The organism is Ralstonia sp. RRA, from assembly GCF_037023145.1.
In the GTDB taxonomy this organism is placed as follows: Bacteria; Pseudomonadota; Gammaproteobacteria; order Burkholderiales; family Burkholderiaceae; genus Ralstonia.
This window is the reverse complement of record NZ_CP146092.1, coordinates 361,308-375,159: the sequence shown is the minus strand read 5'-3', so window position 1 is coordinate 375,159 and position 13,852 is coordinate 361,308. Positions and strand designations below refer to the sequence as shown.

Annotated in this window: 9 protein-coding genes and 1 pseudogene; 3 read left to right on the top strand and 7 right to left on the bottom strand. The window is 64.3% G+C overall.

The genetic code is table 11. The annotated features are described in order from the left end of the window. Positions 1–85 precede the first annotated feature (85 nt). Positions 86–1,441: a polyhydroxyalkanoate depolymerase gene (phaZ, locus tag V6657_RS19745; protein ID WP_048934855.1), complete on the bottom strand. Its 1,356-nt coding sequence runs from the start codon at positions 1,439–1,441 to the stop codon at positions 86–88. A 280-nt stretch (positions 1,442–1,721) separates the two neighbouring features. On the opposite strand from phaZ, the gene V6657_RS19740 reads away from it, so the two are divergent. Further along, the gene (locus V6657_RS19740) at positions 1,722–2,381 is read left to right on the top strand and encodes a glutathione S-transferase family protein (protein ID WP_048934856.1); all 660 of its coding nucleotides are present in this window, start codon (positions 1,722–1,724) and stop codon (positions 2,379–2,381) included. A gap of 13 nt (positions 2,382–2,394) precedes the next feature. On the opposite strand, the gene V6657_RS19735 is transcribed toward V6657_RS19740, so the two are convergent. Further along, on the bottom strand, positions 2,395–3,648 hold the full coding sequence (locus tag V6657_RS19735; protein WP_048934857.1) for an FAD-binding oxidoreductase: 1,254 nt from the start codon (positions 3,646–3,648) through the stop codon (positions 2,395–2,397). 13 nt (positions 3,649–3,661) lie between these two features. Then, the gene (locus tag V6657_RS19730; protein WP_048934858.1) at positions 3,662–4,024 is read right to left on the bottom strand and encodes a RidA family protein; all 363 of its coding nucleotides are present in this window, start codon (positions 4,022–4,024) and stop codon (positions 3,662–3,664) included. A gap of 362 nt (positions 4,025–4,386) precedes the next feature. On the opposite strand from V6657_RS19730, the pseudogene V6657_RS19725 reads away from it, so the two are divergent. Continuing rightward, positions 4,387–4,614, top strand: a pseudogene (locus V6657_RS19725) (cupin domain-containing protein); the annotation flags it as partial. Positions 4,615–4,668: 54 nt separating this feature from the next. Here V6657_RS19725 and mqo read toward each other — a convergent pair. After that, on the bottom strand, positions 4,669–6,306 hold the full coding sequence (gene mqo / locus V6657_RS19720; protein ID WP_048934958.1) for a malate dehydrogenase (quinone): 1,638 nt from the start codon (positions 6,304–6,306) through the stop codon (positions 4,669–4,671). A 574-nt stretch (positions 6,307–6,880) separates the two neighbouring features. On the opposite strand from mqo, the gene V6657_RS19715 reads away from it, so the two are divergent. Further along, positions 6,881–7,810 (top strand): hypothetical protein, encoded by a 930-nt coding sequence (locus tag V6657_RS19715; RefSeq protein ID WP_048934859.1) that lies wholly within the window; start codon positions 6,881–6,883, stop codon positions 7,808–7,810. On the opposite strand, the gene V6657_RS19710 is transcribed toward V6657_RS19715, so the two are convergent. The 3 genes from V6657_RS19710 to V6657_RS19700 are packed head-to-tail and all read right to left on the bottom strand — an operon-like array spanning position 7,807 to position 13,737. Continuing rightward, positions 7,807–9,261, bottom strand: a complete 1,455-nt coding sequence (locus V6657_RS19710) for an efflux transporter outer membrane subunit (protein WP_048934860.1) — start codon at positions 9,259–9,261, stop codon at positions 7,807–7,809. The two genes, V6657_RS19715 and V6657_RS19710, sit on opposite strands and share 4 nt — an antisense overlap. Further along, positions 9,258–10,550, bottom strand: coding sequence for an efflux RND transporter periplasmic adaptor subunit (locus tag V6657_RS19705; RefSeq protein ID WP_048934861.1), 1,293 nt, complete (start codon positions 10,548–10,550; stop codon positions 9,258–9,260). Before V6657_RS19705 ends, V6657_RS19710 begins: the two co-directional genes overlap by 4 nt. Continuing rightward, positions 10,543–13,737 carry an efflux RND transporter permease subunit gene (locus V6657_RS19700; RefSeq protein WP_048934862.1) on the bottom strand — a complete coding sequence of 1,065 codons (3,195 nt, stop codon included), beginning with the start codon at positions 13,735–13,737 and terminating at the stop codon, positions 10,543–10,545. The genes V6657_RS19705 and V6657_RS19700 overlap by 8 nt, the downstream gene beginning before the upstream one ends. Between the last annotated feature and the right edge of the window lie 115 nt (positions 13,738–13,852).

Genomic DNA, 13,852 nt, shown 5'->3' with positions numbered 1-13,852 from the left:
ATCGATCAACATCGATGGAGCATGACCCGCTCGTGGCTCGATACTCGCCCGTCCAAATTACGCCTCGCTGACACGGACCTTGGGGTCAGTGCACGACCGCCATCTTGCGTGAGCGCCCGCGCGTAATAGCTTGGCTCGACGCTTGTGCGTTGAGCAGCGCCCACAGCGTGACGCGGTGGGCGTTGTCTGCGTCGCCGGCGGTGGTGCTGCTGTCGAAGGGCTCGTTGTCGTGGATGGTGGCGCGCACAATCGGGTAGATCTGCTTTTCCCATTTGCTGCCGTTGAACACGCCGTAGTGCCCCACACCGGCCTGCACATGGTGGGTCTTCAGATACGGCGGCAGCCCTGAACACAGGTCTTGCGCAGCCACCGTTTGCCCGACCGCGCAGATGTCGTCCTTCTCGCCCTCGACCGTCAGCAGCGCGGTGCGATGGATTGCTGCCGGCTCAACCAGCCGGCCACTGACCATCAACTCGCCGCGCGGCAGTGCGTATTGCTGAAACACCTTCTCGACCGTTTCCAGATAGAACTCGGCGGTGAGGTCGCACGTGGCGAGGTACTCGTCGTAGAAGGCGCGGATCGTGTTTGCCTTGGTAGGGTCGCCCTTGGCGCGCTGGTAGTACAGCTCTTCAAACGACTGCACGTGGCGATCCGAATTCATCGACATGAACGCGCTCAACTGCACGAAGCCCGGATACACGCGGCGCTGCTCACCCACAAAGCCGGGCGGCACGACGCCGATCAGGTTCTTCTCGAACCATTCGATCGGCTTGCTGTTGGCCAAGTCGTTCACCGCGGTCGGGCCCACGCGGCAATCGATGGGACCGGCCATGAGCGTGAGGCTTGCCGGCCGCGCCGGGTCGTTGTCGGCGGCCATGAGCGAGACCGCCGACAGCGCGGCCACCGTCGGCTGGCAGATGGCCAGCACGTGTGCGTCCGGGCCGATGTGGCGGATGAAGTCGATCAGGTGGCCGACGTATTCATCAAAGCCGAAGCGCCCGGCGGAAACGGGAATGTCGCGCGCGTTATGCCAGTCCGTTACGTACACGTCGTGATCGGCCAGCATCGTGCGCAGCGTGCCGCGCAGCAGCGTGGCGAAGTGCCCGGACAAAGGCGCGGCAACCAGCACACGCGGTTGCCGCGTGGCGGTGGCCTTGCGGAAATGCACGAGGGAGCCGAATGGCGTCTGCATGGCGGTGTCTTCCACCACCGGCACGGCCTGGCCGTCGACCTCAACGCTGTCGATGCCGAACGACGGGCGGCGGTGCGTGATCGCGCTGCATTCCAGCAGTTCGAGCCAGGCATCGATCGCGCGGCCAGTCGGGTGTTCGGTCGAGGGTGGCCAGTGCGCCATCGCCAGCCGCGAGAACGAGGCCCATGCCCGCGTGGGCCGCAGGCATTCGGAGAGCCACTGGTAGAGGGGATACGCGAGCAGGTTCATGGCGATTGCGTCGCAGGGCACGTGAATGCCCGTGAGTGCACGTAAGGCAGGTCAAGCGAAGCAGGCAATACGTGTGCCAGCTCAGGTGCTGGTGGGCGGGAAACCGCATGCACGTTGGTGATGACTGGCACAGGCTTTGCGCGGCGTCCATGCGGGGCGCGGCGTGGCCTGTGCTCTTGGGGCGCACGGGTGCAGACAGCGCACCGGCAAGGTGCCTGGCGCCGGGCTATGCACCCGATTGGAAAACGGGATGGAAAATGGAACAACCTGGAGGACTGAGATGAAATCCGCCAACCTGACCACGCTCACGATCAGCAGCCGCAATTATTCGTCGTGGTCGATGCGCGGCTGGCTGCTCGCCAAATTGAGCGGCCTGCCGTTCGAGACGGTGAGCGTGCCGATCGACGCCTCATCGCGTGCGGAATTGCTGCTGCTGTCGCCGTCGATTCTGGTGCCGTGCCTCACGCACGAGGGTCGCAAGGTGTGGGACGTGCTGGCGATTGCCGAATATCTCAACGAACTCTCGCCCCAGGCCAAACTGCTGCCCGCCGATCGACATGCCCGCGCACACTGCCGCGCGATCTGCGGCGAGATGCATTCGGGCTTCAGCGCACTGCGCTCCGCACTGCCGATGAACTTGCGCGCACATTTTCCGGGCTTCCGCATCTGGTCCCGCGCGCAGCACGACATCGAGCGGATCACGCTGATCTGGCGCGAATGCCTAGCCCAGTACGGCGGCCCCTGGTTGTTTGGCGAGATCAGCATGGCCGACGCGATGTATGCGCCCGTCGTTATGCGATTCCTGACCTACGACGTCAAGCTCGATCCGGAGATCGCCGAGTACTGCATGCGTGTGCTCGCACACCCGCACGTTGCCGAATGGATTGCCGGGGCAAAGGCCGAGAAGGAAGATATTGATGAGTTGGATATGGAGTTTTAGGGGGCTTGTCTGACTAGCGCACCGAATCCCAGAAGCGTTCTGCCCGGAACGGGCGAACATCCACAGTCGGTGCTTCGCCCGTCATCATTTCCGCAATTAATCGCCCGGTGATCGGGCCCAACGTCAGGCCGTGGTGTGCATGGCCAAACGCGAACCACATGCTTGGGTGGTGTGGCGCCTGCCCGATGATCGGCAGCATGTCGGGCGTGCAGGGGCGGGCGCCCATCCATGGTTCCGCATCCACGCGCTCGGCCAGCGGAAAGAGCTTGCGCGCGACGGGTTCCACGGCTTCCAGCTGCACGGGCGTCTTCGGCGCATCACGGTGCGCGAGTTCAGCCCCGGTGGTCAGGCGGATGCCGCGTGCCATTGGGGCCAGCACGTAGCCGCCATCGGCATCCAGCACCGGGTGGTTCAACTGCGCACCGTCCGCCGGTGCGTAATGCATGTGGTAACCGCGCTTGACGGCCAGTGGCAGGCTGTAGCCCAGGCGCGAGGTGACCACGTCCGCCCACGGGCCCATGGCGATGACGACGTTGTCGGCGCGCAGCTCGCCTTCCTTGCTGCGCACCAGCCACGGTGCGTTGCTCGTGAGCGAATTCGCATCGCCTTCAAACAACTGGCCACCGATCTGCTCGAAATAGTTCGCATACGCCGTCACCAGCGCGTTGGGGTCGCTCACGGAATCGGCTTCTGTGTAGCGCAAGCCGCCCAGCAGCGATGTGTCCAGATGGGGCTCGACGGTGCGCAGGCGTGCAGGGTCCAGCGCTTCGAAGGCGACGCCGTATTCGCGTTGCCAGCGCTCGACGTTGCGCGTTTCCTTGTCCTGCGTGGCGGCGTTGCGGAAGACCTTGATCCAGCCGCTCGGGCGGATCAGGTGCGTGGCGCCGGCCGCTTCCGCCAGCGTGCGGTGCTCGCTCACGCTGTGCGCAATGAGCGGCGCATAGGCGCGCGCAATGGCCGCATGCCGCGCCGGGTGGGAATTGCGCCAGTACTGCCACAGAAACGGTAGCAGCCGGGGCAGATCACCGGGGTGGTAGTGCACGTCCGCCGACCTGTTGCCCGCGTAGCGCAGCAGCGTCGCCAGATCGCGCGGGAAGGCATACGGATAGACGCCCTCGCGCTGGATCAGCCCGGCGTTGCCGAACGACGTCTCAAAGCCCGGTGCCCGGCGGTCAACCAGGGCGACGGCGCGCCCGCGCTGCTGCAGGTGCACCGCCACCGATACGCCGACGATGCCGGCACCCAGCACGATGGTGTCAAAGCGCATGCGTGATCTGCCTTCAGCCCTTGGCCAGCGCCGTGACGGCGATCTCCACGTCAATACCTGGACGCATTAGGCCCGACTGCACGCAGGCGCGCGTGGGCGCATGGCCGGCCGGTACCCAGGCTTCCCACGCGGCGTTCAGCTCGGCAAAGTGCTTGGCGTCGGTCAGCCAGATGTTGGCGGAGATCAGGCGCGTCTTGTCGACGCCAGCTTCTGCCAGCAGTGCATCGATGCGGCCGAGGATGTTGTTGGTCTGCTCGGTGATGGACTTGAAGTCGAACGCGGCGTCGGGCACTTGGCCTGCCAGATGCACGACGCCATTGGCGATGACGATCTGGCTCATGCGGGCGTTGGTGTGGAGGCGCTGGATGTCGGACATGGTGGAGTCGGGAGAGTGAGGGGGAAAAGAACGCCGATGGTAGCGCGCTTGCCTTACTTGCGCAGGGAGCGGCTCGCCAGCACGTCAGGTATGACCCGCCGCTAGCTGCCATGTCATTGCAGATGAGGATGTTGACGCTGGCGGGCTCCGGTGTCGCATTGGTTTGCCCGGCTAGCACAAGGCTCAAGGTGGAGGAGGCACCGCGGCGGGCGGCGTGGATACGTATCGGCTTTGATCGAATTTGCAGCGAGTGTAAGGAGCTTGGTTCCTCAGGACGCATGCAAATGATTGGGGCCACTATGTGGGAAGGACATATGGGCTGGCTGTGGCACATGCCTGCATGCATGCGCTGACGTCCTGACGACTTTCCAGACTACATCCAGCATTCCGGCGAGGAATTCGTCTTCGTGCTTGGCGGCGCGATCGAACTGCACTTCGAGACCGGCGAGGTCTTTCACCTGTCACCCGGCGACAGCCTGTACTTCGACAGCGCGGTCGGCCACCTGTACCTGTCTGCCAGCCAGGAAGATGCGGAAGTGCTGGCCTGCTGCGTGGGCACGGATGTACGGCAGCTCGGCGACATCATCTGAGCAAAAAAAAAAGCTCAACGGCTGTTGAGCTTTTTGTATGTCCATCGCCGCAGGTTACAGCGCCATCTCTGCTGCAGCCTTGGCGGGTTGCGGTGCAGCGGGTTTGGCGGCTGGCGCCACGTGCAGGTCAATCTGCGGCGGCGGGTTGAGCTGCAGCACTTCGCTGGTGGTCGCCCACTCTTCGTAGACCTTGGCTGGGCTGTCGTTCAGCTTGGTGCCGTAGCTCGGCACGATCTGGCGGATCTTCTGCTGCCAGGCCGGCGTGGCCACCTTGTCCTTGAACACCTTCTCCAGCACGCTCAGCATGATCGGCGCCGCAGTCGATGCACCCGGCGATGCGCCGAGCAGGCCAGCGATGGTGCCGTCCTTCGACGCGACGATCTCGGTGCCGAGCTTCAGCACGCCGCCCTTGGCCTCGTCGCGCTTGATGATCTGCACGCGCTGGCCGGCCTGCCACAGGCGCCAGTCTTCCTTCTTCGCGTTCGGGAAGTATTCCTTCAGCGCATTGAAGCGGTCGTCATCCGACAGCATCAGTTGGCCCGCCAGGTATTCGACCAGCGGAAACTCGTCCACACCTACGTGCATCATCGGCATGACGTTGTGGGTGTTCGTGCTGCGCATCAAGTCCAGATACGAGCCGTTCTTCAGGAACTTGGTCGAGAACGTCGCGAACGGCCCGAACAGGATGATGCGCTTGCCGTCGAGCACGCGCGTATCCAGGTGCGGCACCGACATCGGCGGCGAACCGACCGACGCCTTGCCATACGCCTTCGCCAGATGGCGCTTCACCACCTCGGGGTTGTCGGTGACGAGGAACGAGCCGCCCACCGGGAAGGCGCCATAGTCGCGCGCTTCCGGAATGCCCGACGCCTGCAGCAGCTTGAGCGCACCACCGCCCGCGCCGATGAAGACGAACTTCGCATCAATGTCCTGCTGCGCGCCCGACTTCAGGTTGACGTACGACACGTGCCACGTGCCATCGGCATTGCGCTTGATCTCGCGCACCTCGCTGGAGAGCGACAGCGAGAAGTTCGGCTGGCTTTGCAGATAGCCGACAAACTGGCGCGTGATCTCGCCAAAGTTCACGTCGGTGCCCACTGGCATCCACGTAGCCGCCACCTTCTGTGAGCGGTCACGCCCTTCCATCATCAGCGGCACCCACTTGCTGATCTGGTCGAAGTCTTCCGAGTACTGCATGCCGCGGAACAGCGGGCTCGCCTGCAGTGCCTCGTAGCGCTTCTTGAGATAGCGAACGTTTGTGTCGCCCCACACAAAACTCATGTGCGGGGTGGAATTGATGAACGCGTGCGGGTTCTTCAGCACGCCATTCCTGACCTGCCACGCCCAGAACTGGCGCGAGATCTGGAACGACTCGTTGATCTCGATGGCCTTCGAGATATCGATCTTGCCGTCCGGCTTCTCGGGCGTGTAGTTCAGCTCGGCCAGCGCAGAGTGGCCGGTGCCGGCGTTGTTCCAGCCGTTTGAGCTTTCCATGGCAACGCCATCCAGGCGTTCCACCATCGTCATCGACCAGTTCGGCTCCAACTCGTGCAGCCAGACACCCAGCGTCGAACTCATGATGCCACCGCCCACCAGCAGCACATCGACCTTCTTGGCCTCATCTGCGTGCGCGGACACCGTCACCAGGCACACCACGACCGCTGATACGACCCTTCGTATTGCTTTGATCACCACAACTCACTCTCTCAGACAGAAAACGCCCCGGCCGCGAACGCATGCCGAAGCCTGACGCCTCACATCGAGGCGTTCACAAAAATCGGTTCAGCCGATGCCAGCGCGTCTTCAAATCACACCGCGGAGGTGGAAATTGCTGCACCACAGCGGGGCATGTATGCAACCCGCTGCATGGCTTGGTGGCAAGCCTGGCGGGGAGCCGGCGGCGGGCAATCGGCGGCGTAATATAACCGAAATTGACGATTTTTATTGCCGTGCAGCATGAGGCCTATGGCCCCGTCTTCTGCTGCAGTGACATGGCTTCGCGCTTACGTGGCTGCGCGGGGTGGATGGCATTGGAATCGACACGCCGAAACAACAGTTAGCCACGTAAAGATCAGAATTAAATAACTCTGTTTCGCCGCCAAGCCGCGCGGGCATTGGGTTTTTGCGAGTGTTAGCAACATTTAAAACATGTCCCCCCGGTTGAGGGGAGCGGCCGCCATCGGCCCGATGACACAATCGCCGGAAAACCGGAAACTGCGGCCTTGACGGCACTCGAAACCATTGCAGATCCGGACGGGGGAACTTCATGCAGGGAAGTTGGATTGCAATCTCCGCAGCGCGCGCGCGGGCGCATCGGCTGTATGGCGTGCGGGGTTGGTTGGTGACGTTGTTGTGGCTGACCACGTTGCCGGTGCTGGCAATGGTGCTCGGGATGATTGCCGCGTTCGTGCTGCATGTGACGGGCGGCGAATGGGTGCATCCGTTGTTCGTGCTGCCGTGGCTGGTGTATCCGGTGGGGCTGGTGGCAGTGGCGTTCTTGCGCGTGCGCTGGTTTCCCGCGCTCTGGTTTGTGTACTGCCTGTTCCAGTTGCCGATGGTGCTCTACGTAGGGCCAATGCTTCAGCAGTGGCTGGCACAAGCGCCCAGCCACGCCATTGAAGCGTTGCCGACGGTGTTGCTGTTTGCATTGCAGGTGCTGGCGCCCCTGGTGGCGATGGGGTACATCGTGCGCTCGCGCCGCGTGCGGGTCACCTATCGGCATCAGGTGCGGATTGGCGATCCGGCCGCTGCACCAGCGGTGTTCGATCGGCCTGCTCCAAATGAGACGCCCACCGATGCCACTGACCATGCCCGCGAGCGGGCCGCACTGCGCCGTGTGACGCAGGAATTGAGTTCTGGCGTGTTGGACACGCAAACGTGGATGCAGGTGATGCGCCATCACGCCGATGCCACCGATAGCCTGCGCACCACCGCCTACGTGCGCGCCCGCATGGCCGAGCTGTGCCCGCCGGCCCATGTGCACCCGCCGCTGCTGCGCACGCTGGCATCCGGCCTGGGCGCATTGTTTGTCAGCCTGACGGCGATGGCGCTTCTGGTGGTCGCGATGATTGCCCTGGCTCTCCGACTGCCCAGTGTTGCACTTGAACGTTTTGCGGTGCCAATGGTGCTGGTGCTGACACTGAGTTGGCTGGTTGGCCTCTTTGCCGGCGCGTGTTTCCTGCGCCGCGTCGCTTAGCGCTCGGCAGTTGGCGGCGTGGTGGGGTGGTTCCAATCCCCGCCCACGGCCTTGACGAGGAACACGCTGGTCGTCAGTTGCTGCCCCAATATCTGCACCGCCGTGCGCTGGTTGTTCAGCAGCGACTGCTGCGCGGTGATCACGTCCAGCGACGTCGCCAGCCCGCCTTCATAGCGCACGCTGGCAATGTCGTAGACCTTGCGGGCGCTGGCGACGGCCGCGCGCGCTTGCGTCGCAGCGCGGTCGAGCGATTGCAGCCCGGCCAATCCATCTTCCACTTCCTGCAGCGCGCCCAGCACCGTCTGCCGATAGTTGGCGATCGAGCCTTGGTACGCGGCATTCGCAAAGTCCACGCGCGCGCTTGTGCGGCCGGCGTCAAACGCCGTCTGCGCGATCTGCGTGCCGAACGACCACAGCAACGTGGGTGCACTGAACAGCAGCGCGATATCACGGCTTTCCCAACCGGCGCCACCGCTCAGCATCACGCTGGGGAAGAATGCTGCGCGCGCCACGCCCACCTGTGCGTTGGCGGCTGCGGCACCGCGTTCAGCGGCGGCCACGTCGGGGCGGCGTTCAATCACGTCGGACGGCAGCGCCACCGGAATTGTGGGCGGTGTTCCTGCCAGCGGTGTGGGGTCGACGTGGAAGGCGGGGGCGGGCGTGCCGACCAATGTGGCCAGCGCGTGCTCATACTGGGCACGCTGCTTGGTCAGCAGCTCAGCCTGTGTGGCGGTGCTGTCTACCAGCGCTTGCTGTTGCGCGAGGTCCAGGCCAGAGGCCACGCCGTCCTGATGTCGCGAGGTGACGAAATCGAGCGCCTTGCGCTGCAGGGCCAAGCCCTCCTGCACGACGGCGATTTCGGCATCGGCTTCGCGCAGGTTGTACCAGGTGGTGGCCACTTGCGCGGCCAGCAGCAGCCGAAAGTTTTCCAGATTGGCCGCAGCCTGTTGTTCGCTGGCCTTGGCGTTGCTGACGGTGTTGCGCACGCGGCCGAACAGATCGGCTTCGTAGCTGACGTCAGCACGCAGGACGAAGTCGTCCTGCACCGTCGACATGGTCGGGCTGCTGTACGACGCGAGCGGCCGGAAGGCGGACGTGCGGGTGCGTGCGTCGTTGCTGCTGGCAGTGACCGTTGGTAGCAGGCTGGCGCGCGCCACGCGCGTGAGGGCCTGGGCTTGCTCCAGATTGGTCAGTGCCACCTTGAGCGACTGGTTCTCGCGCAGCGCTTGCTCGATCAGCTTGTCGAGCTGCGGATCATTGAAGCGCTGCCACCATGGGCCCTTGGGGGCATCGTCGGCGGGTTGCGCGGCGCGCCAGGGGGCCTCGGTTTGCCAGTGCGCGGGCACGTCCATGGCCGGGCGCTCGTAGGTTGGCGCCAGCGAGCAGCCCGCCAGCAGGGCGGTCAGCGCGGATGCCAATGCGGTCACATGGAACTTGGGCAGCCCGGTCATGATGCGCGCGGCGCGGAAGCCGCAGGCGAGGAGGCTGGCGCCGGCTTTACGATAGTCACTGCCTCACCCTGTTCGATGGAATCGGCCGGGTTGAGGATCAGCGCATCGTCCGGTTTCAGGCCGGAGAGGATCTCCACCGTGCGGCCGAAGTCGCGGCCGATGTTGACGGCGCGCAGGTCCACGCGGCCGTTCTCTGCCACGGCAATGCGTGGGCCTTCCTTGCGGAACAGCAGCGTGTTGGTCGGCACGATGAACGACTTTGGCGCATCGCCGGTTGCACCTGCCTTGCCGGCGACGGCCACCTGCACATACGCGCCGGGCAACAGACGGCCATCCTTGTTGGGCAATTGCACCTCGACCTGCATGGTGCGCGTGGCCGTATCAATGGCGCCGGATGCACGGGCGATGGTGCCGTGGAAGGTCTGCCCCGGCATTTCGGCCAGCGTGACGGCCACATCCTGCCCCACCTTCACCTGCTGTGAATAGGCTTGCGGCACGTACAGGTAAATGCGCAGCGGGTCGGTCTGTGCCAGCGTGAACAGCTCGCGGTTGGCACCTGCGTTGCCGGCGTTGACCAGCGTGCCCACGTCGACATTGCGCTTGGTGACAACACCTGCAAACGGTGCCACCACACGGCGGAAGCCTTGCAGCTCCTGCAGGCGACGCACGTTGGCATCGGCGGCAGCCAGGTCGGCGTGTGCCTGGTTGGCGGTGCTGGTGCGCTCGTCCAGTTCCTGTTGCGAGACGGCGTCTTTCTGGCGCAGGTTCTGCCAGCGCGTGAGAGACGTCTGCGCAAGTGCCAGACGCGCGGCTGCCTGGTTGCGCGCAGCCTGGGCCTGGTTCAGTTCCTGGTCCACTTCCGGCGTGTCGAGCAGGGCCAGCGCTTCGCCCTTGTCGACATGCGCGCCGATGTCTTTGAACCAGCGCAGCACATAGCCGTTGGTGCGCGCATAGATGGGCGACTCCACAAAGCCCTGCAACGTGCCGGGCAGTGTCAGGTCGCGGCTGGTGTTGGCGGGTTTCGGTGCGGTGGTGTTGACGTAGCGGCTGGTTTGCGCGCTCACCTGCCGCTCCAGCGCGTGGGCGTTGTAGTAGCGGCTGACCAGCGTGCGCGCAGCGCCCAGTGCCAGCAGCACTGCCACGACAATCACGACCCAGCGTGCGCGTCGCATGGCGCGGCCGCGGTCCACCTGCTCGATCGGGTCAACGGTGACCACGTGATGCGGTGGGTGCACCGCTTGGTGTCCCGGATGAGGCCCCGCATGGGCTCCGGATGTTTGCTCAGACATGTCCTTCGCTTCCCCGCAAATCGTGACTACGCCGTGCGGCGCGCCGCTGCAATCTGTTGTGCACGCTGGCAAACACCACCGGAACAAAGAAGAGTGTTGATACGGTCGCAAACAGCAGACCGCCGATCACCGCGCGGCCCAGCGGCGCGTTCTGCTCCGCGCCTTCGCCCAGGCCCAATGCCATCGGCACCATGCCGATCATCATTGCCAACGCCGTCATCAGCACCGGGCGCAGGCGGGTGGCACCGGCTTCCAGCGCGGCCTGCACCGGTGCAATGCCTTCCGCCAGCCGCTCGCGTGCAAACGAGATCAGCAAGATGGAGTTGGCCGTTGCTACCCCCATCGTCATGATTGCACCCGTGAGCGATGGCACCGACAGCGTCGTACCCGTCACGAACAGCATCCACGCAATACCGGCCAGCGCCGCCGGCAGCGCCGTCACGATGATGAGCGGGTCGATCCACGACTGGAAATTCACCACGATCAGCAGGTAGACCAGCACGATGGCCATCACGAGGCCGACGCCCAGGCCTACGAACGACGATTCCATCGTCCGTACCTGGCCGCGAATGGTCACCTGCGCGCCGCGCGGCAGCTTGGGGCGGATGTCGTCAACGGCTTTCTGGACTTCCTTGGCGACGGCGCCCAGGTCGCGCCCCTGCACGGAGGCGTACACGTCCACCACCGGCGTGATGTCGTAGTGCGAGACCACCTGCGGCTGCACGCCCGGGCTCACCTGCACGAGGTTGCCGAGCAATTGCGGGCCGCCCGCCTGCGCAGCCCCGCCACGCGAGCCGGCCACCGGCGTACGCAGCAGTGCATCGAGCGAATCCACGCGGTATTGCGGGCTCGTCACGGCCACTTGATAGACCACACCGTTGATCGGGTTCAGCCAGAACGTGGGCGACGTCTGGAAGCTGGAGCTGAGCGATACGAGCAGGTTTTGCGCCACGTCGCGTCCTTCCAAGCCGACTTGCTGGATGCGCGTGCGGTCCATGTTCAGAGCAAGCGTTGGCTGGTCGAAGCGCTGGTGCACGTGCGTATCCACCGCGCCCGGAATCTGCTTGATACGGTTGGCCAGGATGCCCGCGAGTTGCTGGTTGGTGGCCACATCTGCGCCCGAGAACTGCACGTCAATCGCCGAGGGCAAACCGAAGTTCAGGATCTGGCTGACGATGTCCGCCGGCTGGAACGCAAACTCCACGCCCGGGAAGCGCTTGGGCAGTTCTTCGCGCAGGCGGCTTATGTAGGTGGCGCTGGGTTTGCGCTCGCCTTCGTGCAGGGCGATGAGGATTTCGCCGTCCAGCGTGCCGATCGTGCCGGCGTTGCTGTATGACAGGTTGATGCCCGAGTTCGGCACGCCCAGGTTGTCGAGAATGGTCGACAGTTCATTCTTGGGAATGATCTCGCGGATGGCCGATTCCACCTCGTCCGCCAGGCGCGCGGTCTCTTCAATGCGCAGGCCGGACGGTGCACGCATGTGCAGGCGGATCTGCCCCGCATCCACATCGGGGAAGAAGTCACGCCCCAGCACCAGATACAGCGCGCACGACGCCACGCAAAAGGCCAGGAACGACAGCGCAAACACGCGGCGGCGCTCCAGCAGCCCGCCGAGGATGGCGGCGTAGTTGCCGCGCATGTGCTCGAACTGACGGTTGAAGCCCTCGTAGATGCGGCTGAATGCGCTGGGCTTCTTGGCGTCTTGTGTGTGCCCCGTCATCAGCATCATCACCAGCGTCGGCACCAGCGTGCGGGAGAGCACGTACGAGGCCAGCATGGCGAAGATCACCGCTTCGGCCATCGGCACGAACAGGTAGCGCGCCACGCCCGTGAGGAAGAACATCGGCACGAACACGATACAGATACAGATCGTGGACACGAAGGCCGGCACCGCAATCTCGGCTGCACCGTCCAGGATGGCGGTAATCGGGTCCTTGCCCTCGTGCAGGTGACGCTCGATGTTCTCGATGGTGACGGTGGCGTCGTCCACCAAAATCCCCACCGCCAAGGCCAGGCCGCCGAGCGTCATCAGGTTGATGGTCTCGCCAATCAGGTGCAGAACGATGATCGATGTCAGGATCGACAAGGGAATCGATATCGCGATGATGACCGTGCTGCGCCAGTTGCCCAGGAACAGCAGGATCATGGCCGCCGTCAGGCACGCGGCAATCAGCGCCTCGCGGATCACGCCCTCAATTGCTGCCTTCACGAACAGCGACTGGTCGAACAGCGGCGTGATCTTCAGGTCTTGCGGTAGCGCGGCGGCGGCGGTCGGCAGCAGCTTGTAGATGTTGTTGACGATATCCAGAGTGGACGCGCCGCCGTTCTTTAGGACGGACAGGAGCACGCCGCGCTGACCGTCCTGGCGTACCACGTTGGTCTGCGGCGAGAAGCCGTCGCGCACGTTGGCCACGTCGCCCAGGTACAGCGTGGCGCCGTTGCTGGTCTTGACCGGAATGGCATTGAGTGCGGCGATGCTGCCCGGCGTGCCGTTGAGCGTGACGCCGTATTCGGTGGCGTCGATCTTCTGCGTGCCGGCGGGCAGGATCAGGTTCTGCGCGCCCACCGCATTGACGATGTCCACGGGCGTCAGGCCCTGCGCCAGCAGCTTCTGCGTGTCGAGGTCCACCGTGATCTGCCGGCTCTTGCCGCCGTACGGAAACGGCACCGCGATGCCCGGCACGGTAATCAGGCGCGGACGCAGGAAGTTCACTGCCGCATCGTTGAGTTCCTGCTCCGAGAGTGTGTTACTCGACAGCCCCAGTTGCAGGATCGGAATGCTCGACGCCGAATACTTGATCACCAGCGGCGGCGTGGTGCCCGGCGGCAACTGCCGCACCTGCGCCTGCGTGCTCGCCACGATCTGCGCCAGCGCGGTCTGGATATTGGCGTTGGGCTGGAAGAACACCTTGATGATCGACACACCGCCGAGTGATTGCGACTCGATGTGTTCGATGTCGTTGACGGTGGTGGTGAGGCTGCGCTCCGTCACGGAGACGATGCGGTCGGCCATCTCCTTGGCGGGCAGGCCGTTGTAGTTCCAGATGATGCTGGCGACCGGAATGTCGATTTCCGGAAAGATGTCCGTTGGCGTACGCATGAGCGTAAACGGCGTCGCCAGCAGAATCAGCAAGGCGAGGACGATGAACGTCAGCGGCCTTCGCAGCGCGAGTTGGACAATCCACATGGAGGCGTTTCAGAACTGCGGTGCGAAGCGTTGATCGGGGCGCAATCCGCTCGAACGGCGGTGACTCACCATTCTATCGCCGGGGTCAGTCGCTCTGCATGTTCCTTTGATCTGT

What these genes read in the sequence shown, in the direction of transcription:
- V6657_RS19735 (WP_048934857.1), bottom strand. Translation starts at nt 3,648, where the DNA reads ATGCGCTTTGACACCATCGTGCTGGGTGCCGGCATCGTCGGCGTATCG.
- V6657_RS19740 (WP_048934856.1), top strand. Translation starts at nt 1,722, where the DNA reads ATGAAATCCGCCAACCTGACCACGCTCACGATCAGCAGCCGCAATTAT.
- V6657_RS19710 (WP_048934860.1), bottom strand. Translation starts at nt 9,261, where the DNA reads ATGACCGGGCTGCCCAAGTTCCATGTGACCGCATTGGCATCCGCGCTG.
- V6657_RS19700 (WP_048934862.1), bottom strand. Translation starts at nt 13,737, where the DNA reads ATGTGGATTGTCCAACTCGCGCTGCGAAGGCCGCTGACGTTCATCGTC.
- V6657_RS19705 (WP_048934861.1), bottom strand. Translation starts at nt 10,550, where the DNA reads ATGTCTGAGCAAACATCCGGAGCCCATGCGGGGCCTCATCCGGGACAC.
- V6657_RS19715 (WP_048934859.1), top strand. Translation starts at nt 6,881, where the DNA reads ATGCAGGGAAGTTGGATTGCAATCTCCGCAGCGCGCGCGCGGGCGCAT.
- V6657_RS19730 (WP_048934858.1), bottom strand. Translation starts at nt 4,024, where the DNA reads ATGTCCGACATCCAGCGCCTCCACACCAACGCCCGCATGAGCCAGATC.
- phaZ (WP_048934855.1), bottom strand. Translation starts at nt 1,441, where the DNA reads ATGAACCTGCTCGCGTATCCCCTCTACCAGTGGCTCTCCGAATGCCTG.